The 20934-nt window shown below is 69.6% G+C and carries 17 protein-coding genes and 1 riboswitch; of the genes, 10 read left to right on the plus strand and 7 right to left on the minus strand.

The annotated features are described in order from the left end of the window. Positions 1-137 precede the first annotated feature (137 nt). The 8 genes from sigR (at position 138) to ABIE67_RS30785 (ending at position 8451) form a co-directional block, all read left to right on the plus strand. Positions 138-833 (plus strand): RNA polymerase sigma factor SigR, encoded by a 696-nt coding sequence (gene sigR, locus ABIE67_RS30750; protein WP_370264636.1) that lies wholly within the window; start codon positions 138-140, stop codon positions 831-833. Then, complete coding sequence (gene rsrA / locus ABIE67_RS30755; protein ID WP_234768038.1) at positions 830-1132, plus strand: mycothiol system anti-sigma-R factor; 303 nt, start codon at positions 830-832, stop codon at positions 1130-1132. The genes sigR and rsrA overlap by 4 nt, the downstream gene beginning before the upstream one ends. A gap of 121 nt (positions 1133-1253) precedes the next feature. Then, positions 1254-2561: an HD-GYP domain-containing protein gene (locus tag ABIE67_RS30760; RefSeq protein WP_370264637.1), complete on the plus strand. Its 1308-nt coding sequence runs from the start codon at positions 1254-1256 to the stop codon at positions 2559-2561. After that, positions 2558-3799 carry an HD-GYP domain-containing protein gene (locus ABIE67_RS30765; protein ID WP_370264638.1) on the plus strand — a complete coding sequence of 414 codons (1242 nt, stop codon included), beginning with the start codon at positions 2558-2560 and terminating at the stop codon, positions 3797-3799. The genes ABIE67_RS30760 and ABIE67_RS30765 overlap by 4 nt, the downstream gene beginning before the upstream one ends. 109 nt (positions 3800-3908) lie before the next feature. Next, positions 3909-4889: a hypothetical protein gene (locus ABIE67_RS30770; protein ID WP_030052443.1), complete on the plus strand. Its 981-nt coding sequence runs from the start codon at positions 3909-3911 to the stop codon at positions 4887-4889. 150 nt (positions 4890-5039) lie between these two features. Then, entirely contained in the window at positions 5040-5690 is a 651-nt protein-coding gene (def, locus tag ABIE67_RS30775; protein ID WP_370264639.1) for a peptide deformylase, read from the plus strand. Positions 5691-5989: 299 nt separating this feature from the next. After that, a complete protein-coding gene (gene cyc1, locus ABIE67_RS30780; RefSeq protein ID WP_370264640.1) occupies positions 5990-7075 on the plus strand; it encodes an epi-isozizaene synthase in 1086 nt (361 codons plus the stop codon). Further along, positions 7072-8451, plus strand: a complete 1380-nt coding sequence (locus ABIE67_RS30785) for a cytochrome P450 (RefSeq protein WP_370264641.1) — start codon at positions 7072-7074, stop codon at positions 8449-8451. The genes cyc1 and ABIE67_RS30785 overlap by 4 nt, the downstream gene beginning before the upstream one ends. 38 nt (positions 8452-8489) lie before the next feature. On the opposite strand, the gene ABIE67_RS30790 is transcribed toward ABIE67_RS30785, so the two are convergent. Continuing rightward, positions 8490-9455 (minus strand): helix-turn-helix domain-containing protein, encoded by a 966-nt coding sequence (locus ABIE67_RS30790; RefSeq protein ID WP_370264642.1) that lies wholly within the window; start codon positions 9453-9455, stop codon positions 8490-8492. Positions 9456-9547: 92 nt separating this feature from the next. Here ABIE67_RS30790 and ABIE67_RS30795 point away from each other — a divergent pair, with 92 nt between their 5' ends. After that, a complete protein-coding gene (locus ABIE67_RS30795; protein WP_370264643.1) occupies positions 9548-9787 on the plus strand; it encodes a hypothetical protein in 240 nt (79 codons plus the stop codon). Here the strand turns inward: ABIE67_RS30795 and ABIE67_RS30800 are convergent. From ABIE67_RS30800 to ABIE67_RS30810, 3 genes are all read right to left on the minus strand, one after another. Beyond that, positions 9700-10725: a ribonucleotide-diphosphate reductase subunit beta gene (locus tag ABIE67_RS30800; protein WP_370264644.1), complete on the minus strand. Its 1026-nt coding sequence runs from the start codon at positions 10723-10725 to the stop codon at positions 9700-9702. The genes ABIE67_RS30795 and ABIE67_RS30800 overlap by 88 nt on opposite strands. Beyond that, entirely contained in the window at positions 10725-13100 is a 2376-nt protein-coding gene (locus tag ABIE67_RS30805; RefSeq protein WP_370264645.1) for a ribonucleoside-diphosphate reductase subunit alpha, read from the minus strand. The genes ABIE67_RS30800 and ABIE67_RS30805 overlap by 1 nt, the downstream gene beginning before the upstream one ends. 122 nt (positions 13101-13222) lie before the next feature. Further along, a riboswitch (cobalamin riboswitch) is annotated at positions 13223-13398 on the minus strand. Positions 13399-13415: 17 nt separating this feature from the next. Further along, on the minus strand, positions 13416-13922 hold the full coding sequence (locus ABIE67_RS30810) for a GNAT family N-acetyltransferase (protein ID WP_370264646.1): 507 nt from the start codon (positions 13920-13922) through the stop codon (positions 13416-13418). Between the two features lie 173 nt (positions 13923-14095). Between ABIE67_RS30810 and ABIE67_RS30815 the strand changes: the two genes are divergently transcribed. Next, positions 14096-17713: an NACHT domain-containing protein gene (locus ABIE67_RS30815; protein ID WP_370264647.1), complete on the plus strand. Its 3618-nt coding sequence runs from the start codon at positions 14096-14098 to the stop codon at positions 17711-17713. Positions 17714-17814: 101 nt separating this feature from the next. Here the strand turns inward: ABIE67_RS30815 and mctP are convergent, their stop codons facing one another. From mctP to ABIE67_RS30830, 3 genes are all read right to left on the minus strand, one after another. After that, positions 17815-19425 (minus strand): monocarboxylate uptake permease MctP, encoded by a 1611-nt coding sequence (gene mctP / locus ABIE67_RS30820; protein ID WP_370264648.1) that lies wholly within the window; start codon positions 19423-19425, stop codon positions 17815-17817. Next, positions 19422-19685, minus strand: a complete 264-nt coding sequence (locus ABIE67_RS30825; protein ID WP_370264649.1) for a DUF3311 domain-containing protein — start codon at positions 19683-19685, stop codon at positions 19422-19424. Before ABIE67_RS30825 ends, mctP begins: the two co-directional genes overlap by 4 nt. Before the next feature lie 283 nt (positions 19686-19968). Next, entirely contained in the window at positions 19969-20733 is a 765-nt protein-coding gene (locus ABIE67_RS30830; protein ID WP_370264650.1) for a GntR family transcriptional regulator, read from the minus strand. Between the last annotated feature and the right edge of the window lie 201 nt (positions 20734-20934).

Consider the following 20934-nt stretch of genomic DNA (forward strand, 5'->3'; position numbering starts at 1 on the left):
GCAGCCGCGCCGACCTGGACTGGACGGTGCTGCACGCGGCCAAGACCGCTCCTATTCGAGGGGCGGCGGGGACGGGTAGTCGTCTATCCTCCGATTCTGGTGGTACCGGCTTCGGTGCTGCCCGGAATCTTGAGGAGGTGGGTCCGGTTCCCGGTACCGACGCAGGGACCGACAACGGCCAGGCGGAGCAGCCCGAGGGCCAGGGCATGAGCGTGGACACGTCCGCGGAGTCGACCGCCGAGCGCAGCGCGCGCTTCGAGCGGGACGCGCTCGAATTCCTCGACCAGATGTACTCGGCCGCCCTGCGCATGACGCGCAACCCGGCCGACGCCGAGGACCTGGTCCAGGAGACGTACGCCAAGGCGTACGCGTCCTTCCACCAGTTCCGCGAGGGCACCAACCTGAAGGCCTGGCTGTACCGGATCCTCACCAACACCTTCATCAACTCGTACCGCAAGAAGCAGCGCGAACCCCAGCGCTCCGCGGCCGAGGAGATCGAGGACTGGCAGCTCGCGCGCGCCGAGTCGCACATGTCGACGGGCTTGCGCTCCGCGGAGTCGCAGGCGCTCGACCACCTGCCCGACTCGGACGTGAAGGAAGCGCTCCAGGCGATCCCCGAGGAATTCCGCATCGCCGTGTACCTCGCCGACGTAGAGGGCTTTGCGTACAAGGAGATCGCGGACATCATGGGGACACCCATCGGTACGGTGATGTCCCGGCTGCACCGGGGCCGCCGTCAACTGCGCGGCATGCTCGAGGACTACGCGCGTGAGCGCGGGCTGGTCCCGGCCGGCGCCGGAGAGTCGAACGAAGTGAAAGGTTCGGGCTCATGAGCTGCGGAGAGCCGCACGAGACGGACTGCAGTGAGGTACTCGATCATCTCTACGAGTTCCTCGACAGTGAGATGCCGGACGTCGATCGCGACAAGTTCAAGCAGCACTTCCGGGAGTGCTCCCCGTGCCTGGAGAAGTACGGCCTCGAAGAGGCCGTGAAGAAGCTGGTCAAGCGCTGCTGCGGGCATGACGACGTGCCGACCGACCTGCGTGCCAAGGTCCTGGGGCGGCTCGACCTGATCCGTTCCGGCCAGGCCGTGCCCGACCATGACGTGACCGCCACTCCCCAGGAGTCCTGAACCACAGGCGTCCTGCACGGACCGTCACTCGAAAGTGCTAATCCCCCGGTCATAACACCGCGGACCTCCTCTCGGCCCCCTTAGGCTCCCGTGCCGGGAAGGCCTGGCCGGGGAGGAGCACATGGAGGCGATACCAGCACGGGCGCGTGGGTACGTCGTCTGTGTCGTCCTCATTGCCCTGTTCTGTCTGCACACGCTGCCGAACACCGGCACACCCTGGTGGGCGGTGGCCCTGCTCGCCGCCCTCTACGCCGGCGGTGAGCGGATCGCCGCCAAGTGGCGGTTCGCGGGCACCTTCCATCCCGTGCTGCTCGCCGGGGCCTTCCTCCTGCCGCCGTCCGCGGCCGCGCTGGTGCCCGTGCCGGGCGCGCTGCTGTCTCCCGTCGGCCAACGGCCGCGCCGGCTGCGCCGGTTGTGGCGGGCGGCCCAGTCCGCGGTCGCGGTGTGGACGGCCGCCCGCGTGCACGAGGCGCTCGGCGGGCAGGACGCCGTCCTCGACTCCGACTTCCCGTACGCCCTCGCGCCCGCCGGAGCCGCGGCGCTGACCTTCTGCCTCGTCCTCACCGTCCTCGACGGCGGGATTCTCGCGCTGGCCGAGCGGGTGCCGGTACGGCGTGCCTGGCGAGGGCTGTTCCTTCACTCGCTCGCGCCGATCGCCGTGCACGGCCTGGCCGGGCTGATGATGGCCGTGCTGTGGCGCAGTCCCTACGGCCCGGTCGCCGCGCTGCTCGTACTGCTGCCGATGTGCGTGTCGTGGTGGGTGTTCGCCCAGTACCACCGGGAACGCGCGGCCCACCAGGCGACCATCCGGGCGCTGGTCCAGGCCGTCGACATCAAGGACGGCTACACCCGCGGCCACAGCGAGCGGGTCGGACAGGCGTCGATGATGATCGCGCGTGAGCTGGGCCTGGCCGACGAGCGCGTCGAGGTGCTCCGCTTCGCCGGAATCCTGCACGACGTCGGAAAGCTGGGCGTGCCCACGCGGCTGCTGCGCAAGGACGGGCCGCTCACGCCCGAGGAACGGCGTGTGATCGAGCTGCATCCCGAGTACGGCCACGAGATGGTCCGGGGGATCTCCTTCCTCGGCGAGGCCCGGGCCGCCGTACTGCACCACCACGAGCGGCTGGACGGGAGCGGGTACCCCTACGGCCTGACCGGGAGCCAGATCCCGGAGTCGGCGCGGGTGGTGGCGGTCGCGGACGCGTTCGACGCGATGACGTCGAACCGGTCCTACTCCAGGGCCCGGCCCGTGCCCGTCGCCCTGCGGGAGCTGGAGAAGTGCGCGGGCTCGCAGTTCGACCCCCGGATGGTCACGGCCCTCGTCAGAGCGGTGGACCAGCAGGGGTGGCATCCCGCGGTGACCGCCGACGAGACGTCCGTGCCCCCGCCCCGCCCGCCCGTCTCCAGCGCCCCGGGGGCGCACCGATGAGCGCCCCGAGACCACCCCGCCTGCTCACCCTCGTCCACGCCTGCGCCGCCCTTCTCGCCGCCGGCTGCCTGATCGACACCCTCGGGAGCGGCCTCGACGAACGCGGCACCGCGCTCGCCTTCGGGATCCTCGTCACCCTCGGTGAGCTCACCCGGTGGACGGGAGCGGCAGGCCGGGAGGCCGCGCCCCTCGGGGCCGCCGCCGCGCTGTCGTACGCCCTGCTCGGGGAGAACGCCGGAGACCCCACCCAGCACGGTGTCGCCCAGGTCCTCAGCGTCGTCCTCGCCGCCGCGCTCCTCGGCAGCGTGCCGCACATCGCGCGCGGCCGTCCCGTCCGTGACCACCTCGCCCGGCGGGTGCTCACCGTCGGCTTCGCGGCCGTCTGTTTCCAACCCCTGTACAACCAGGGCACGTTCCACGGCTGGGGCACCGCCTACGCCCTGCTCCTGCTCGCGATCCTCACCCTGACCGCCCTGTGCGACGCCCTGCTCGCCGCCGCGCTGGCGCACTCCCGTACCCGGTGGCCGTTCGGGCCGCTGCTGCGGGACCAGTTGCGGGCGACGCTCGGGATCGGGTCGGCCGTCTGCGCGACGGGCGCCGTGATGGCGCTCGCGGTCGCCGTGGCCGGGCTGTGGGCGCTGCCGGTCTTCTCGCTGCCCCTCCTGCTCACCCAGATGTCCCTGCGCCGGTACGCCGCCGTCCGGGCGACCTACCGGCAGACCATCGCCTCTCTCGCCCGGGCCACCGAGATCGCCGGGTACACGCCCGCCGGGCACGCCCGGCGGGTGGCGGCGCTCAGCCGGGAGGTCGGGCGGGACCTGGGGCTGTCGGAGGCCGAGCTCACCGTGCTGGAGTACGCGGCCCTCATGCATGACATCGGGCAGCTCAGCCTGGTCGATCCGGTGCCGGCCGGGGCCACCGCCGTACTGCCCGTGGCGGAGCAGCGCCGGATCGCGCTGCTGGGCGGGGCCGTCGTACGGCAGACCGGGGTGAACCCGCAGGTGGCGATGGTCGTGGAGCGGCTCGCCGACCCCTGTCCGGAGCAGCCGGTCGCCGCGCGGATCGTGCGGGCGGTGAACGCCTACGAGGAGAAGGCCCGCGACGCCGGGCCCGGCGGGCCGCTGAGGGCGCTGGAGGAACTGCGCCTTGCCACCGCCGGGGACTATGCGCCGGAGGTGGTGGGGTCGCTCGCGCGGGTGCTGTCCAGAGACTGTCTGACACCCCCTGTGGCTGGGTAACCCATGGGTAATGAGCGCCCTTCCAGCCGTACGTGGTTGGATGCGAATGAGAGTGTGTCCGGGGGCGAGCACTAGCCAGCCCACTCCACGGAACTGGCAGGCGGGAATCGTGAGGATCTTCGGCAAGGGACGGCACCGGCCCTCCGCCTCCTGGCGGCAGGCCACCGACCGTGCGTTCACGCTCATCGGCGACGGCCGGTACGAGGACGCGGGCGCGTTGCTGACACGTGCCGCCGACCTGGAGCCCTGGCTTTCGGAGTCCTGGTTCAACCTCGCGCTGCTGCACAAGTTCCGGCACGACTGGGAGCAGGCCCGCGCGGCCGGACTGCGAGCCGTGGCGCTGCTCGACCGGGAGACCGGGGCGCCCGACTGGTGGAACGTCGGCATCGCGGCCACCGCCCTCCAGGACTGGCCGCTGGCCCGGCGGGCCTGGCAGGCGTACGGGCTGCGGGTGCCGGGCGGTGCGACCGACTCCGGTGAGCCGCTCGGGATGGACCTGGGCAGCGCCGCCGTGAGGCTGTCCCCGGAGGGGGAGGCCGAGGTCGTGTGGGGGCGGCGGCTCGACCCCGCCCGGATCGAGGTGCTGTCCATCCCGCTGCCGTCCTCCGGGCGGCGCTGGGGCGAGGTCGTGCTGCACGACGGGGTGCCCCACGGGGAGCGGACCACGTCGGCCGGGCATGCCTACCCCGTCTTCGACGAGATCGAGCTGTGGGCGCCCTCGCCGGTGCCCACCTGGGTGGTCCTCCTGGAGGCCGCCACCGAGGCCGACCGGGACGCCCTGGAGCAGCTGGCCGCGGACGCCGGGTTCGCCGCGGAGGACTGGTCGTCGTCGGTGCGGCTGCTGTGCCGGATGTGTTCCGAGTCGCGGATGCCGTCGGACGAGGGCGACGGGGAGCATCTGGACCCGCACGACCACAGTGAGCCGGGTCACCCCGGGCCCCTTGGGCACCGGACCGATGGGCAGCTGTGGGTGCCGGAGCGGGAGTGTGGGGTGGCTGCGCCGGCCGCGCTGGTTCGGGGGTTGCTGGACGGGTGGGTTGCGGACAGTCCTGATTCGCGGGACTGGCGGGATCTCGAAGAGGTCTGTTAGGACCATCGCCGACTGCGGGTTCGTCGTGGCCGGCCGCGCCCCGCGGCGGAGCCGTATATCGACACAGTCCCGCGCCCTCCCGGGGCGCGTTCCCCGTACCCTGTATCAGCATCACACCCCCTGTTTTTCCGAGGAAGGCATACGTCGGTCATGGCCCAGCAGGACACCGAGCAGCAGCACGCGGGCGTGCTCCCCGTGGACGACGAGGGGTTCGTCGTCGACACCGAGGACACGGAGGAGCGCGAGAACGCCTGGCGTGAGCGCGGCACCTCGCGGCCGATCACCGTCGTCGGGAACCCTGTGCTGCACAAGGAGTGCAAGGACGTCACCGAGTTCGGCGCGGAGCTGGACCAGCTGGTGGCGGACATGTTCGCCTCGCAGCGCACCGCGGAGGGCGTCGGTCTCGCCGCCAACCAGATCGGTGTCGACCTGAAGGTCTTCGTCTACGACTGCATGGACGACGAGGGCAGGCGGCACGTGGGTGTCGTGTGCAACCCGAAGCTCGTCGAGCTGCCCGCCGACCGTCGCCGGCTGGACGACAGCAACGAGGGCTGCCTCTCGGTGCCGACGGCATATGCGCCGCTGGCCCGCCCCGACTACGCCGAGGTCACCGGGCAGGACGAGAAGGGCAACCCGATCAAGGTGCGCGGCACCGGCTACTTCGCTCGGTGTTTGCAGCACGAGACCGACCACCTGTACGGCTACCTCTACATCGACCGTCTCTCCAAGCGGGAGCGCAAGGACGCGCTCCGGCAGATGGCCGAGAACGAGCCCCGCTACCCCGTGGTCGCGAACGACTGAGGCCCCTCGAAGGCCCCACAAGCCCCTTACGCACGGCGCCCGTTCAGGTTCACCTTCCTGACCGGGCGCCGTTCGCATGTCCGTCGTACGTTCGATCCCATACAGGCAACTGGTGATCCAGATCCAGTCACATAGGGGGAGGTTCTCGGCACCGTGGGGTAGTGAATGAAGCAAATCCGTTCCCAGATCGGTCAGTTGTGGTGCTGAATAGAAGTGCGGGGATACGCAACGGCGCACGCCCGGTACAGCGGGAGGGGGCGTGCACAACTGGACAACTGGCGGCTGAGAGGGGTTTGTTCGTGCATGCTTTCTCACACAGCACCACATCGACACCGACGGCGGTTCCGGTACCACCATCGCTCTCTCTCCCGGTGATCGAATCAGCGTTTCCCAGGCAACTCCATCCGTATTGGCCCCGGCTCCAGGAGAAGACCCGTACCTGGCTGCTGGAAAAGCGGCTGATGCCGGCCGACAAGGTCGAGGAATATGCCGACGGCCTGTGCTACACCGACCTCATGGCGGGGTACTACATTGGCGCCCCCGAGGAGGTGCTCCAGGCGATTGCGGACTACAGCGCGTGGTTCTTCGTCTGGGACGACCGGCACGACCGTGACATCGTCCACCGCCGCCCGGCGGCCTGGCGGCGGCTGAGGTTCCGGCTGCACGCGGCCCTCGACTCCCCCGAGGAGCACCTGCACCACGAGGACGCGCTGGTCGCGGGGTTCGCGGACAGCATGGTGCGGCTGTACTCGTTCCTGCCCCGCACCTGGAACGCCCGGTTCGCCCGGCACTTCCACGCGGTGATCGAGGCATACGACCGGGAATTCCACAATCGCACCGAGGGATACATTCCCACGGTCGAGGAATACCTCGCCCTGCGGCGGCTCACCTTCGCGCACTGGATCTGGACCGATCTGCTGGAGCCGACCGCGGGGCTGGAACTTCCGGACCCCGTGCGGAAACATCCGGCATATCGGCGGGCGGCGTTACTGAGTCAGGAATTCGCCGCCTGGTACAACGACCTCTGCTCACTCCCCAAGGAAATCGCGGGCGACGAGGTCCATAATCTCGGAATCAGCCTCATCAAAGACAAGGGGCTGACCCTGGAAGAGGCGGTGACGGACGTCAGGCAACGGGTCGAGGAATGCATATCCGATTTCCTCGTGGCCGAGCGGGACGCCCTGGAATTCGCCGACTCGCTGGCCGACGGCACGGTGTGGGGAAAGGAACTCAGCGCCGCCGTACGCGCCTGTCTCTGCAATATGCGCAACTGGTTCAGCTCCGTCTACTGGTTCCACCACGAGTCCGGCCGGTACATGGTCGACAGCTGGGACGACCGGTCCACGCCCCCGTACGTCAACAACGAAACGGCAGGTGAGAAATGACCGTCGAGTCCGTCCGCCCCGAAGCCGAACCCCGTGTGGCTTCGGAACTGCGTGAGCCGCCCCTCGCGGGCGGAGGAGTTCCACTTCTCGGCCACGGCTGGAAGCTGGCCCGAGATCCGCTGGCCTTCATGGCCGCCCTCCGGGACCACGGCGACGTCGTACGCCTCAAGCTCGGTCCCAAGACGGTGTACGCCGTCACCACCCCCGACCTCACCGGCGCCCTGGCGCTGAGCACCGACTTCAAGATCGACGGGCCGCTGTGGGAGTCCCTGGAAGGCCTGCTCGGCAGGGAGGGCGTGGCCACGGCGAACGGCCCCCGGCACCGGCGCCAGCGGCGCACCATCCAGCCCGCCTTCCGGCTCGACGCGATCCCCGCGTACGGGCCGATCATGGAGGAGGAGGCGCATGCGCTGACCGAGCGCTGGCAGCCCGGCGAGACCATCGACTGCACCTCCGAGTCCTTCCGGATCGCGGTGCGCATCGCCGCCCGCTGTCTGCTGCGCGGCGACTACATGGACGAGCGGGCCGAGCGGCTGTGCAATGCGCTCGCCACCGTCTTCCGGGGCATGTACCGGCGGATGGTGATCCCGCTCGGGCCGCTGTACAAGCTGCCTCTGCCGCCCAACCGCGAATTCAACCGGGCCCTGGCCGATTTGCATCTCCTGGTCGACGAGATCGTCGCCGAACGCCGGGCATCTGGTCAAAGGCCGGACGATTTGCTGACGGCCTTGCTGGAGGCAAAGGACGAGAATGGCGAGCCCATCGGGGAACAGGAGATCCACGACCAGGTCGTCGCGATAGTCACCCCGGGCAGCGAAACCGTGGCGTCCACCATCATGTGGCTGCTGCATGTGCTCGCGGAACATCCGGAACACGCCGACAAGGTGTGCGCGGAGGTCGAATCCGTCACCGGCGGGCGGCCCGTGGCATTCCAGGACGTCCGCAGCCTCAGGCACACGAACAATGTCGTCGTGGAGGCGATGCGTTTGCGCCCCGCGGTCTGGATTCTGACGCGACGGGCGGTGACCGATACGTCACTTGGCGGCTATCGCATTCCGGCCGGGGCCGACATCATCTACAGCCCCTACGCGATCCAGCGCGACGCGAAGTCGTATGCCGGCAACCTCGACTTCGACCCCGACCGCTGGCTGCCGGACCGCGTCAAGGACGTGCCGAAGTACGCCATGAGTCCGTTCAGCGTGGGCAACCGCAAGTGCCCGAGCGACCACTTCTCGATGGCGCAGCTGACCCTGATCACGGCGGCGCTGTCCGCCAAGTACCGCTTCGAGCAGGTGTCCGGTTCGAACGACGCGACCCGGGTGGGCATCACCCTCCGCCCGCAGAAGCTGCTGCTGCGACCGGTGCCGAGGGACTAGCGGGACTTTCGAAACACCCCCTAGCCATCGGGGCAGGCCTACGCGGCGTTCGGTCCCTGGAACGTCCTTCGATAGGCGTTCGGGGTCGTCCCCAGGGTCCGTACGAACTGATGGCGCAGTGCGGCTGCCGTGCCGAATCCCGTTCGACCGGCGATCGCGTCCACCGTCTCGTCCGTCGCTTCCAGCAACTCCTGTGCCAGCAGTACCCGTTGGCGCAGGATCCAGCGGTAGGGAGTCGTGCCGGTCTCCTGCTGGAAGCGGCGGGCGAAGGTGCGCGGGGACATGAGCGCGCGCTCGGCGAGCTGCTCGACGGTGAGTTCCTCGTCGAGGTGCCGCTCCATCCACGCCAGCACCTCGCCGACCGTGTCGCACTGGGAGCGGGGCAGCGGGCGCTCGATGTACTGGGCCTGACCGCCGTCCCGGTGCGGCGGGACCACCATGCGCCGGGCGATCTTGTTGGCGACCTCGGGCCCCTGCTCCTGCCGCACGATGTGCAGACAGGCGTCGATGCCGGCCGCGGTGCCCGCGCTGGTGATCACGGGCCCTTCGTCGACGTACAGCACATCGGGTTCGACGATGGCCCGCGGATGCCGTAGGGACAGCTCCTCGGCGTGCCGCCAGTGCACACTGCACCGCCGCCCGTCCAGCAGCCCGGCCGCGCCCAGCACGAAGGCGCCGGAGCACACGCTGAGCACCCGCGCGCCCCGCTCCACGGCCCTGACCAGGGCGTCCAGCAGCTCGGGCGGATAGTCGCGGGTGACGTACTCGCTGCCGGCCGGGACGGTGATCAGGTCGGCCTCGTCCAGCCGCTCCAAACCGTACGGCGTGGAGACGGTGAGCCCGCCGACATGCGTGCCCAGGGTCGGCCCTTCGGCCGAGACGACCGCGAAATCGTAGGTGGGGAGCCCTTCGTCGCTGCGGTCGATGCCGAACACCTCGCAGACGACGCCCATTTCAAAGAGATGTACACCGTCGAGGAGGACGGCGGCGACGTTCTTCAGCATGCTGCCAGTGTGCCTCGGACGTGGCAGTAAATCGAGGGTGTGCGGCAGTCCTGCCACTGTTCGTAAGGAGTGTCCGGCGCGACAGTGGTGTCATGACTGCAGAACAGACTCAGACACTGCTCGCCATGGTCGTCGTGCTCGGCATGTTCGTCCTCCTGGTCCTCCCGTCAGTGATCGGGATCGTGCACGACCGGCGCATCGACCGTCAGATCAGGGAGGCCCAGGAACGCGACAAGGCGGAGGCTCAGAAGTCCTCGTCCAGGTCGACGGTGCCCTCCACCGCCACCTGGTACGCCGAGGGACGCCGCTCGAAGAAGTTGGTGAGCTCCTGAACCCCCTGCAGCTCCATGAAGGAGAAGGGGTTCTCGGAGCCGTACACCGGGGCGAAGCCGAGCCGCGTCAGACGCTGATCGGCGACACACTCCAGGTACTGCCGCATCGAGTCGGTGTTCATGCCCGGGAGGCCGTCACCACACAGGTCGCGCGCGAACTGCAGCTCGGCCTCGACGGCCTCCCTCAGCATGTCGGTGACCTGCTGCTGAAGCTCGTCGTCGAAGAGCTCCGGCTCCTCCTTGCGGACGGTGTCGACCACGTCGAAGGCGAAGCTCATGTGCATCGTCTCGTCGCGGAACACCCAGTTGGTGCCGGTGGCCAGGCCGTGCAGCAGGCCCCGGCTGCGGAACCAGTAGACGTAGGCGAAGGCGCCGTAGAAGAACAAGCCCTCGATGCACGCCGCGAAGCAGATCAGGTTGAGAAGGAAGCGACGCCGGTCGGCCTTGGTCTGCAGGCTCTCCAGCTTCTCGACCTCGTTGATCCACTTGAAGCAGAACTCGGCCTTCTCGCGGATGGACGGGATGCTCTCGACGGCGTCGAAGGCCGCCGCCCTGTCCTCCGGGTCGGGCAGATAGGTGTCCAGCAGCGTCAGGTAGAACTGGACGTGCACGGCCTCCTCGAAGAGCTGGCGCGACAGATACAGGCGCGCCTCCGGGGAGTTGATGTGCTTGTACAGGGTCAGCACCAGGTTGTTCGCCACGATCGAGTCGCCCGTCGCGAAGAACGCGACCAGCCGGCCGATCATGTGCTGCTCGCCCTCGGACAGCTTCGCCAGGTCGGCGACGTCCGAGTGGAGGTCGACCTCCTCGACGGTCCAGGTGTTCTTGATGGCGTCCCGGTAGCGCTCGTAGAAGTCCGGGTAGCGCATGGGGCGCAGGGTCAGCTCGAAGCCCGGGTCGAGGAGATTGGCGTGACGGGTGGTCGTGGGGGTGGTCATTACTGGCAGGCCTCGCAGGACTCGGGGTTTTCCAGGGAGCAGGCGACGGCGTCTTCGGGCGCCGGCTGCTGTACGGGGATGGTGGCCTGTGCGGCGCGGGCGATGCGGGTCGCCGGGCGCGAGCGCAGGTAGTACGTCGTCTTCAGGCCCTGCTTCCAGGCGTACGCGTACATCGAGGAGAGCTTGCCGATGGTCGGCGTCTCCAGGAACAGGTTCAGCGACTGGGACTGGTCCAGGAACGGCGTCCGGGCGGCGGCCATGTCGATCAGACCGCGCTGCGGGATCTCCCACGCCGTGCGGTACAGGGCCCGTACGTCCGCGGGGATCCAGGCGAAGTCCTGCACCGAGCCGTTCGAGTCGCGCAGCGCCTCACGGGTGCGGGCGTCCCAGACGCCCAGCTCCTTCAGGTCGTTGACCAGGTAGGAGTTCACCTGGAGGAACTCGCCGGAGAGCGTCTCGCGCTTGAACAGGTTGGAGACCTGCGGCTCGATGCACTCGTAGACGCCGGCGATGGACGCGATGGTGGCGGTGGGGGCGATGGCGAGGAGCAGGGAGTTGCGCAGGCCGGTCGAGGCGATACGGCCGCGCAGTGCCGCCCAGCGCTCCGGCCAGGTCAGCTCGACGCCGTAGTGGTCGGGGTGCAGGACACCCTTGGCCGTACGGGTCTTCTCCCAGGCGGGCAGCGGGCCGTTGCGCTCGGCGAGGTCGGCGGAGGCCTCGTAGGCGGCGAGCATGACGCGCTCGGCGATGCGGGTGGAGAGGGCTCGGGCCTCGGCCGAGTCGAACGGCAGCCGCAGCTTGAAGAAGACGTCCTGCAGGCCCATCGCGCCGAGCCCCACCGGCCGCCACTTGGCGTTCGACCGGCCCGCCTGCTCGGTCGGGTAGAAGTTGATGTCGACGACGCGGTCGAGGAAGGTGACGGCCGTACGGACGGTGGCGTCCAGCCGCTCCCAGTCGATGTCGCCCGTCGCCGTGTCGACGAACGCGCCGAGGTTGACGGACCCCAGGTTGCAGACGGCCGTCTCCCCGTCGTCCGTGACCTCCAGGATCTCCGTGCAGAGGTTGGAGGAGTGGACGACATGGCCCGGCAGGGCGGTCTGGTTGGCGGTGCGGTTGGCGGCGTCCTTGAAGGTCATCCAGCCGTTGCCGGTCTGTGCGAGGGTGCGCATCATGCGGCCGTACAGGTCACGGGCCGGGATGGTCTTCTTGGCGAGCCCCTTTTGTTCAGCCGCGCGGTAGGCCGCGTCGAACTCCTCGCCCCACAGGTCGACCAGCTCGGGTACGTCCGACGGGGAGAAGAGGCTCCACGGCTCGTCGGCGTTGACCCGGCGCATGAACTCGTCCGGGATCCAGTGCGCGAGGTTCAGGTTGTGCGTACGCCGGGCGTCCTCCCCGGTGTTGTCGCGCAGCTCCAGGAACTCCTCGATGTCGGAGTGCCAGGTCTCCAGGTAGACCGCGGCCGCACCCTTGCGCCGGCCGCCCTGGTTCACGGCGGCGACCGAGGCGTCGAGGGTCTTCAGGAACGGGACGATGCCGTTGGAGTGCCCGTTGGTTCCGCGGATCAGTGAACCCCGGGAGCGGATACGGGAGTACGACAGGCCGATGCCGCCGGCGTGCTTCGAGAGGCGGGCGACCTGGTGGTAGCGGTCGTAGATGGAGTCCAGCTCGTCCTTGGGGGAGTCCAGGAGGTAGCAGGACGACATCTGGGGGTGGCGGGTGCCGGAGTTGAAGAGGGTGGGGGAGGAGGGGAGGTAGTCGAGGCGGCTCATGAGCCCGTAGAGCGCGGCGACTTCGTCCACCGACCGGATGGTGTCGTCCTCGGCGAGACCCGCGGCGACGCGCAGCATGAAGTGCTGGGGCGTCTCGATCACCTTGCGGGTGATGGGGTGCCGGAGCAGGTACCGGCTGTGCAGGGTGCGCAGGCCGAAGTAGCCGAAGCGGTCGTCGGCGCCGGTGTCGACGAGGCCGTCGAGGCGGGCGGCGTGCAGGCGCGCGAAGTCGGCCGTCCGGTCGGCGATGAGCCCCTCACGGTGCCCGACCGCGACCGACTCGGTGAAGGACGTGACGCCCTGCGAGGCGGCCTCGGCGGCGATGGAGACGGTCAGCAGCCGGGCGGCCAGCCTGCTGTAGGCGGGGTCCTCGGAGATGAGGCCGGCCGCCGCCTCGGTGGCCAGCTCGCGCAGCTCCTGCTCGTCCGCGAAGGCGGAACGGCCGCGCAGCGCGGCGGCGGCGACCCGGCCGGGGTCGGCGTCGGGGAGGTCGGCGGTCAGCTCGGTCAGGGTCCGCAGCAAGGCGGTGCCCGGAGTGTCCTCGTCGGACGGGACGCTGCGGACGGGCGGAACGGCTGAAGCCGGGTCTGCTGGCGCGATGGTCACGTGGGGCTCTCCCTCGCTCGGCACGGGGGCCCGGCGGAGGGCAGGGGGCAGCACACGAGCGCACGCGGCGTCGCGTCCACCGGCCCACTCCACGAGGCCCGGACGTCAGGCGCGCCGGCCGGGTGGCCGGGCGCGCTGTCGGCAGGTCCTCGGACTGACTCCTGCGCAAGGCGGTTCCGGGAACAGACATGCACAAGTACACCGTTGCGGGACAGTTCCGGATTCGCACCGGATTCCCCTGCGGCGACAGCGAGCATGAGCATACATCTTGTGCCGGGCTGCCGTGTCACCCCCAGATGTTGTGTCGCGGTGGTTTCAGAGCGTCAACTCATAGGTGATCAGAGTGATGTCGGCGAGGTGCGGGACCGGGTTCCAGTCCCGCTCGGGTGTGCGGGCGAAGCCCAGACGTTCGTAGATGCGGTGGGCGCTGTACATGGTGCGCTGGGTCGACAGGACGATGCGGACGCAGGCTTCCGTGGTCCGTGCGCGATCGATGCAGGCGCGTACGAGGGCTTCGCCGACGCCTCGTCCGCGTGCCGCGTGGTCGACGGCGAGCATCCGGATCTCGGCCTCGCCGGAGCGGGCTATGTCGGCCATGGGGCCGCCGCGCGGCACGAAGGTCACGCCGCCCAGCAGCCGGCCCCTCTCGACGGCCACCAGCACCTCGGCGGCGGCCGCCCGCTTGGCCACATCCCGCAGTTCGCCGAGGTATTCGTCGCTCTCGCCGAAGTCCAGGAGGCCGTCCTGGAGGTAGGCCCGGGCGGTGATCTCGCCGAGGGGGTCGAACTCGTCGGGGGTCGCCTGCCGGATCGCGAAGTCCATGCGGGCGAGTGTGCCGGACGGGTGCGACGGCGGGCCCGGGCTTTTCGCCGGGAGCCGTCGGGAGCCGCGGGGAGCCGCCGGGTTGCGGGGCGTTCCGCGAGTGCTTCCATGGAGGTAGGTGTCGGCGCCCGCGGTCCCTCCGTTTCGAGAGCCTTCTCGGAAGGAGACGCACGATGACGAGGGTCGTCCGCCGCCCGCCCGGCAAGGAGCGGCCGCGCAACGCGCCGATGGCGACGCTGGCCCCGAGACGTGCGGGCAGCTGGGCCAGGCGCGTGTTCGTGGGCCAGTGGCACGCGCTGACGATCCGTCTGGAGGCGCGCCGCGGCACCACCCGCCCCAAGAAGTGGCGCAGATGGGTCTCCTACACCAACGTCACCCGGGCCATCTGGCTGGTGGCCGCACTCGCGCTGCTCGCCTGGTGCGTGGAGGGCCTGTACATCCTGTTCTCGCAGGAGACGACCGGCTTCGAGCGGTGGCGGAAGAACAACCAGGGGTTCGAGACCGTCATGCGCTTCGTCGGCCCGGTGCTCACCGCGTCGATCGCCGCCACGCTCTTCCTGTTCTGGTGGTACCGCTGGACCAAGCGGCGCTATCTCGCGAAGGCGCGGCTCGATCCCCGCCGCCTGGTGCCCACCGCCGGACCGGACACCGCAGAGATCGTGGGCCGGGAGGAGATCGCCCAGGTGCTCGCCGAACGGCTGCGGGAACGCGACACGCGTCGGCCGTATCTGCTGGTCGGTGGCGTCGGTGTGGGCAAGACCGCCGTCCTGGTCCGGCTCACCGAACTGCTGGCCCAGCAGAACGCCGTGCCCGTACCGATCCGGCTGCGGGACGCGACCGACGGAACCGAACTGAACTTCGAGCGCATGGCCCGGCGCCGTTTCACCGACGAGGCGCCCAGGGGCATCCTCGCCCGCAGCAAGACCGAGCGGGTCTGGCAGCAACTGCTCGCCGACGACAAGCCGGTCGTCATCGCCGACGGCCTGGAGGAGGCACTCCAGGGCGACGGCCACCAGCAGAACCGCGACAACATCATCCGGCGGGCCATCGAGCGCGCCCACGAGGAGAAGCTGCCCCTGGTCATCGCCTCACGACCGCACAGCCCCCTGGAGAGAACCTCGGCGGCGATCGTGGAGCTGGAACCGCTCAGCGAGGAGGAGGCCCTGCGCTTCGTCCGGGCACATGTCCCGGAGACGGACGAGCGCCGCGTGGACTGGATCGTGGAGACGGCAGAGGTGACCGAGTCACCCGTCTACCTCCAGATCGCCCGGGAACTGCACCGCCACGGAGCGCTGGAGAACGACCGGCCGGACACCGATCCGCAGCGTATGAACACCCGCAGCCCGGACCGCGGCACGCTGCGGCTGTGGCTGCTGGAGACGTGGGACCACGCGGTGTGCCAGGGCCGGCTGCGCGAGGACGTCGCGCTCACCCCGCAGGAGCGCCGGGACACCCTCGAGGTGGTCTCGGCCCTGGCCTGCATCGGCCTCCTCCAGGACAAGCTGGAGGTCGGCTTCGGGGAACTGCTGGACACCGACGTCCACCCCGGCGCGGCGCGGCGCGCGCAGGTCAGGGCCGCACATGTGTGGGCCAGTCGGCGCGCCTTCGACCGGTACGGCAGGCGCGGGAACGTCTTCACGGAGTGGCACCGGCAGCAGATCTGGGACGCGCTGTGCGAGCGGCTCGGCGAGGAGGAGAGAAGGCGGCTGCGCGAGGGGAACTTGGACCAGTGCCGTGCCGCCCTCGCCCGCTTCGTGAGGAACGCGGACAAGCTCTCCCTGGTGGAGGGCTTCGAGCGCAGAGTCCGCTTCCCGCACAGCATCATCCAGGCCTACTACGGCTACCGCGTCCTGAACCACCTTGGCGAACGGGGCGCCGGAGAGCTCGTCGAGCAGGCGCTGCAGCCGCCCGGGCCCAGTCGTGAACTGCTCATCGCCCTGGTGCTGCTGTCCCGCCGACGCGCGGCGAGGCTCAGGGGTCGCCGCGGTGGCGGTGTCCGCGCCGAGGTGAAGAAGGAGATCGAGGAACGAGTCCGTCAGTCACCCGTGCGGGGGCACACCCTGGCGTACCGGCTCTGCAGGGCGGCGGACCGCCGTACGGACGACCCGAAGGCCCTGGATCTCTACGTGGCCGCGGTGGAGATCGAGAGCGCGGAGGACGATCCGCGAATGCTCGGGGACATCGTGGACCGGGTGCGCGGGAGCTGGGCCGGTTTCAAGGGCGACCGGCGCACCCTCAGCGACGCGAAACTGAGACTGCTCAAGCAGCTCGGAGCCGCGCTGCGGGGCGTCTCCGACCGCATCGACACCACCCCGCTCTACGGACAGCTCTTCGAGATCGCCGTGCGGGAGCCCTCCTACTCCATACGTCTGGCCGCGGCGCAGGAGTTCGGCGCGGGCGGCAACGCGGCGTTCGCCGTGATCCGCGGGCGGGTCGGGCTGTACAGCGACCCCATCAAGGAGTACGACGACAGGCTTGGGGCGTTGAAGGCCTGGAAGCGGCAGGAGTACGAGGAATGGGCCGAGCGCATGGGCGTGGCGCGGGCCGCCGCACCTTCACGCGCCCGGTCCGAGCGCATCGCCCGCCTGCAGCAGGACCGGCGGACACTCAACCGGGACTACCGCAGAAAGCGGGTCGATCTGTTCCGGGAGTTCGTGATGCGTGCCTGGCTGATCCCCATGCTGCTGGGATCGGTCGACGAGGCCCACCGTGACGAGGCCCGGGAGCGCCTCACCAAGTGGCTGCGCCACCTCGACCCGAAGGCCACGGGCGGCGTCCCCGATCTGCCCCTCGCCCTCGAAGCCGCGCTGGCGCAGGGCTTCAAGTACGCGGCCAACCGCCGTATACGGCATCCGCAGGCCTACTCGGGCGGTCGTGCCGACCTGATCCGCCAGGCGGAGACCGTGCTGCAGCAATCCCGGTGCTGGTACTCGCAGCTCATCCTGCTCCAGGCGTTGTGTCTGTGGGAGCTTCCGGACAGTGGCCGCGTCCACGAGCACGACGAGGAGGCGGGGGCGGTCCGGGACGACCGGGACGGGGCGCGCGAGCCGGCCCAGGCGATGGGCGGCGCGACCGCCGTACAGACGGTGGGGCGCTGGCTGTCGATGGCCGGCACGGTGAACAGGGCGGCTGGCCATGCCCATGCGAACGGCGACTCGCCCCGGCGGGCCCTGCATCCGTTCGTCGCCGAGGCGGGCGACCTGGTGGCGCTCGCGCTGGAGACCGGGCAGCCGGAGCGCTTCCTCTGGATCGACGAGAAGGGGGTCGCCGACAACATCGGGGCGCGCACCGGCCACCCGGAGGGATACCGCAAGCACAGCCTGTGGATCCCGCCGTCGGTCGGGTGGAGCACCCTTGACGCCCGCGCCCAGCGTCTCGTCGCCGATGTGCTGGTGATGCTGAACCTCGTCGAACGGGACGGGCACCCGGACGAGGTCGAGGAGCGGATGGCCCGCGCGGAGCAGCCGGGGATGTCCCTTCCGCCGTGCATCCGCAGCGACCGCGGGCCGCTCCGCCCCGACCTGCGGGCCGGCATCTCGGACCCGCCCACGCCGGGCGCCTCCTGTCTGCCCGACTGCAAGTTCCAGCTCTGCCCCTACCCGCCCCGGGGTTGCGTACCGCGGGGGGAGATCAGGGAACCGTTCTGCCGCCAGCAGCAGGCCCTGTTGCCGGGACGGTTGCGGCGGTGGCTGCCCAGGGGGTTGCGGAGGAAGACGCCGCACTGGGTCAGTATGCGGGTGCGGGAACTGGACGATTTCTGGGGCGCGATGGCCAGGCGCACGCGGGACTAGGGGGTGTGTCGGACTTTCAAGGCGCCCCCTGAGGCCTCCGGCGGGTATGACAACGGGCCGCCGGATTTCTCCGACGGCCCGCCGATGCCGGGTTCAGGTACTCAGTGGGACGAGCCCGCCGTCGCCGGCGGCAGTTCCACCTGGACGCCCGGGTCGCCCGCGTCCGCCGTGTAGTCCTCCGGCTTGGTCTCGTCGATGCCCTCCGGGGCCTTCGCGGCCTTCAGGACGAAGGTCAGGACCACCGTGACCACCACGTTCAGCACGAACGCCGTCAGACCGATGTACCCGATCTCGCCGATGCCGGGGATCTCCTTCGCCGAGCCGCCGAAGTGCTTCTGGGTCGGGGAGGCGACACCGTACGCGGCGACCGTGCCGTAGATCATGCCGACCGCCCAGCCGGCCAGCAGGGCCCAGCGGTGGAACCACCGGGTGAACAGGCCGCCGACCAGGGCCGGGAAGGTCTGCAGGATCCAGATGCCGCCCAGCAGCTGGAAGTTGATCGCGACCGTCTTGTCCATGGTGAGGACGAAGACCAGGGCGCCCACCTTCACCAGCAGCGAGACCAGCTTGGAGACCTTCGTCTCCTGCGCGGGCGTCGCGTCCGGCTTGATGAAGTCCTTGTAGATGTTGCGGGTGAAGAGGTTCGCCGCCGCGATGGACATGATGGCGGCCGGGACGAGGGCGCCGATGCCGATCGCCGCGAAGGCCACGCCCGCGAACCAGGACGGGAACATGTCCTCGAAGAGCTGGGGGATCGCCAACTGGGGGTTGGCGGCCTTGACTCCGGCCGCGATCGCCATGAAGCCCAGCAGGGCGAGCAGGCCCAGCATCAGCGAGTACAGCGGCAGGATCGTGGTGTTGCGGCGGATCACCTCACGGCTCCGGGAGGAGAGCGTCGCGGTGATCGAGTGCGGGTACATGAACAGCGCGAGCGCGGAGCCCAGCGCCAGCGTGGCGTACGTCCACTGGCCCGCTTCCGGCGGGACCAGACCGCCCGCGCCGGCCGCCGTGTACTTGTCGCCCGCCGCGGCGAAGATCTCGTCGAACCCGCCCAGCTTGATCGGGATGTAGATGATCGCCACCGCGATGACGATGTAGATCAGCGTGTCCTTGACGAACGCGATCAGCGCGGGGGCGCGCAGGCCCGAGGAGTAGGTGTACGCCGCCAGCACACCGAAGGCGATGAGGAGCGGGAGGTCCTTGATGAACCAGTTGGTGTTCTCGCCGCCGCCGACGCCCATCACGTCCAGCACCGCCTGGATACCGACCAGCTGGAGCGCGATGTAGGGCATGGTCGCGAGGAGGCCGGTGACGGCCACGGCCAGCGACAGGCCCTTCGAGCCGAAGCGTCCGCGCACGAAGTCCGAGGTCGTCACATAGCCGTGCTTGTGGGAGACCGACCACAGGCGGGGCAGGAACGTGAAGATCAGGGGGTAGACGAGGATCGTGTACGGCACCGCGAAGAAGCCGGCCGCGCCCGCCGCGTAGATCGCCGCCGGGACCGCCACGAAGGTGTACGCCGTGTACAGGTCGCCGCCGAGCAGGAACCAGGTCACCCAGGTGCCGAACGACCGGCCGCCCAGGCCCCATTCGTCGAGGCTGTGCTCGTTCTCGGCCTTGCGCCAGCGCGCGGCCAGGAAGCCCATGACCGTCACGGCCAGGAAGAAGAAGATGAAGACGCCGAGCGCGACGCCGTTCACGCCGTCGTTCATTCCGACGCACCGCCCTTCTCGGAGGCACGGGCGCGCTGGTCACGCTGCCACAGCTTGTACGCGACCATCGTCAGCAGCGTGGAGATCAGGACCCACAGCATCTGGTACCAGTAGAAGAACGGGATGCCGGCGAACTCCGGGTCGGTCTTGGCGTACGAACCGACCCACAACGTCGCCACGAAGGGCGCGACGAGACAGAGTGCGATGACGACCCGCACGGGTGTCACCACCCCTCTGTTCACCTCTGGGGCATCTGACATCTGACGGCTCCGTCCCCTCACTGATCACCTGTGAAACGCCCGGGCAATGTAGGTGACGGTCCAACTACAGCGGAAGACCCTGTCCGCATATCGGATGTGGAGGATTGGTGTGCACGGTAGCCGTACGGCCGCGGTGCGTTCACGAGCGCGACCGGGGGCCGGGCGGTGGTGGTGCGGACGTTCGCGGTACGCATCGGGGAGTCCTCCCGTCCATGCGGCGACGGGAGGAACGTAGAACAGGAAAAGGGGGAAGCGCTACGCCGCGTGCGCTACCGCAAGTGGGCTAATCCTGAGGCCTCTTCAACCTCGCCACGAACTTGTAGCGGTCCCCCCGGTACACCGACCGCACCCACTCCACCGGCTGCCCGGCCCGGTCCAGCGAGTGGCGGGACAGCATCAGCATCGGCAGTCCCACGTCGGTGCCGAGCAGGCCGGCCTCGCGCGGGGTGGCCAGGGAGGTCTCGATGGTCTCCTCGGCCTCGGCGAGATGGACGTCGTAGACCTCGGCGAGCGCGGTGTAGAGGGAGGTGTACTTGACCAGGGAGCGGCGCAGGGCCGGGAAGCGCTTGGCGCTCAGGTGGGTCGTCTCGATGGCCATCGGCTCGCCGTTCGCCATGCGCAGCCGCTCGATGCGCAGCACCCGGCCGCCGGCGGTGATGTCGAGCAGGTCGGCGAGGCGGTCGTCGGCGGTGATGTAGCCGATGTCCAGCAGCTGTGAGGTGGGCTCCAGGCCCTGGGCGCGCATGTCCTCGGTGTACGAGGTGAGTTGGAGCGCCTGGGAGACCTTCGGCTTGGCGACGAACGTGCCCTTGCCCTGGATGCGCTCCAGGCGCCCCTCGACGACCAGCTCCTGGAGGGCCTGGCGCACGGTCGTGCGCGAGGTGTCGAACTCGGCGGCGAGGGTGCGCTCGGGCGGGACCGGTGTGCCGGGCGACTGTGTCTCCGTCATGTCGAGCAGGTGCTTCTTCAGGCGGTAGTACTTGGGCACGCGCGCGGTACGAACGCCTGCCCCACCCTCGTTCTCCGCACTGCTGACGTCGGTACTCATGGCCTGCCTTCCCGGCTCCGGAGGAGGGTCACCTCGTGATCCCTTCTGTATACCCGTCGCCGCCTCTTTTGGTCTAGTCCACAGCGCCGAGTGGTCTAGCAGACGAGGGTACTCCGCCATCGCTGTTTTCGCTGCCTTCTTACTTAAAGGTTCTTGCATATGTAGGTCCCATAACGGCTGGTCAGAGGCTATTCGGCCACC

Origin of the sequence: Streptomyces sp. V4I8 (assembly GCF_041261225.1) — a bacterium.
Classification (GTDB): Bacteria; Actinomycetota; Actinomycetes; order Streptomycetales; family Streptomycetaceae; genus Streptomyces.

What these genes read in the sequence shown, in the direction of transcription:
- rsrA (WP_234768038.1), top strand. Translation starts at nt 830, where the DNA reads ATGAGCTGCGGAGAGCCGCACGAGACGGACTGCAGTGAGGTACTCGAT.
- ABIE67_RS30760 (WP_370264637.1), top strand. Translation starts at nt 1,254, where the DNA reads ATGGAGGCGATACCAGCACGGGCGCGTGGGTACGTCGTCTGTGTCGTC.
- ABIE67_RS30765 (WP_370264638.1), top strand. Translation starts at nt 2,558, where the DNA reads ATGAGCGCCCCGAGACCACCCCGCCTGCTCACCCTCGTCCACGCCTGC.
- def (WP_370264639.1), top strand. Translation starts at nt 5,040, where the DNA reads ATGGCCCAGCAGGACACCGAGCAGCAGCACGCGGGCGTGCTCCCCGTG.
- ABIE67_RS30785 (WP_370264641.1), top strand. Translation starts at nt 7,072, where the DNA reads ATGACCGTCGAGTCCGTCCGCCCCGAAGCCGAACCCCGTGTGGCTTCG.
- ABIE67_RS30790 (WP_370264642.1), bottom strand. Translation starts at nt 9,455, where the DNA reads ATGCTGAAGAACGTCGCCGCCGTCCTCCTCGACGGTGTACATCTCTTT.
- ABIE67_RS30795 (WP_370264643.1), top strand. Translation starts at nt 9,548, where the DNA reads ATGACTGCAGAACAGACTCAGACACTGCTCGCCATGGTCGTCGTGCTC.
- ABIE67_RS30800 (WP_370264644.1), bottom strand. Translation starts at nt 10,725, where the DNA reads ATGACCACCCCCACGACCACCCGTCACGCCAATCTCCTCGACCCGGGC.
- ABIE67_RS30810 (WP_370264646.1), bottom strand. Translation starts at nt 13,922, where the DNA reads ATGGACTTCGCGATCCGGCAGGCGACCCCCGACGAGTTCGACCCCCTC.
- ABIE67_RS30815 (WP_370264647.1), top strand. Translation starts at nt 14,096, where the DNA reads ATGACGAGGGTCGTCCGCCGCCCGCCCGGCAAGGAGCGGCCGCGCAAC.
- mctP (WP_370264648.1), bottom strand. Translation starts at nt 19,425, where the DNA reads ATGAACGACGGCGTGAACGGCGTCGCGCTCGGCGTCTTCATCTTCTTC.
- ABIE67_RS30825 (WP_370264649.1), bottom strand. Translation starts at nt 19,685, where the DNA reads ATGTCAGATGCCCCAGAGGTGAACAGAGGGGTGGTGACACCCGTGCGG.
- ABIE67_RS30830 (WP_370264650.1), bottom strand. Translation starts at nt 20,733, where the DNA reads ATGAGTACCGACGTCAGCAGTGCGGAGAACGAGGGTGGGGCAGGCGTT.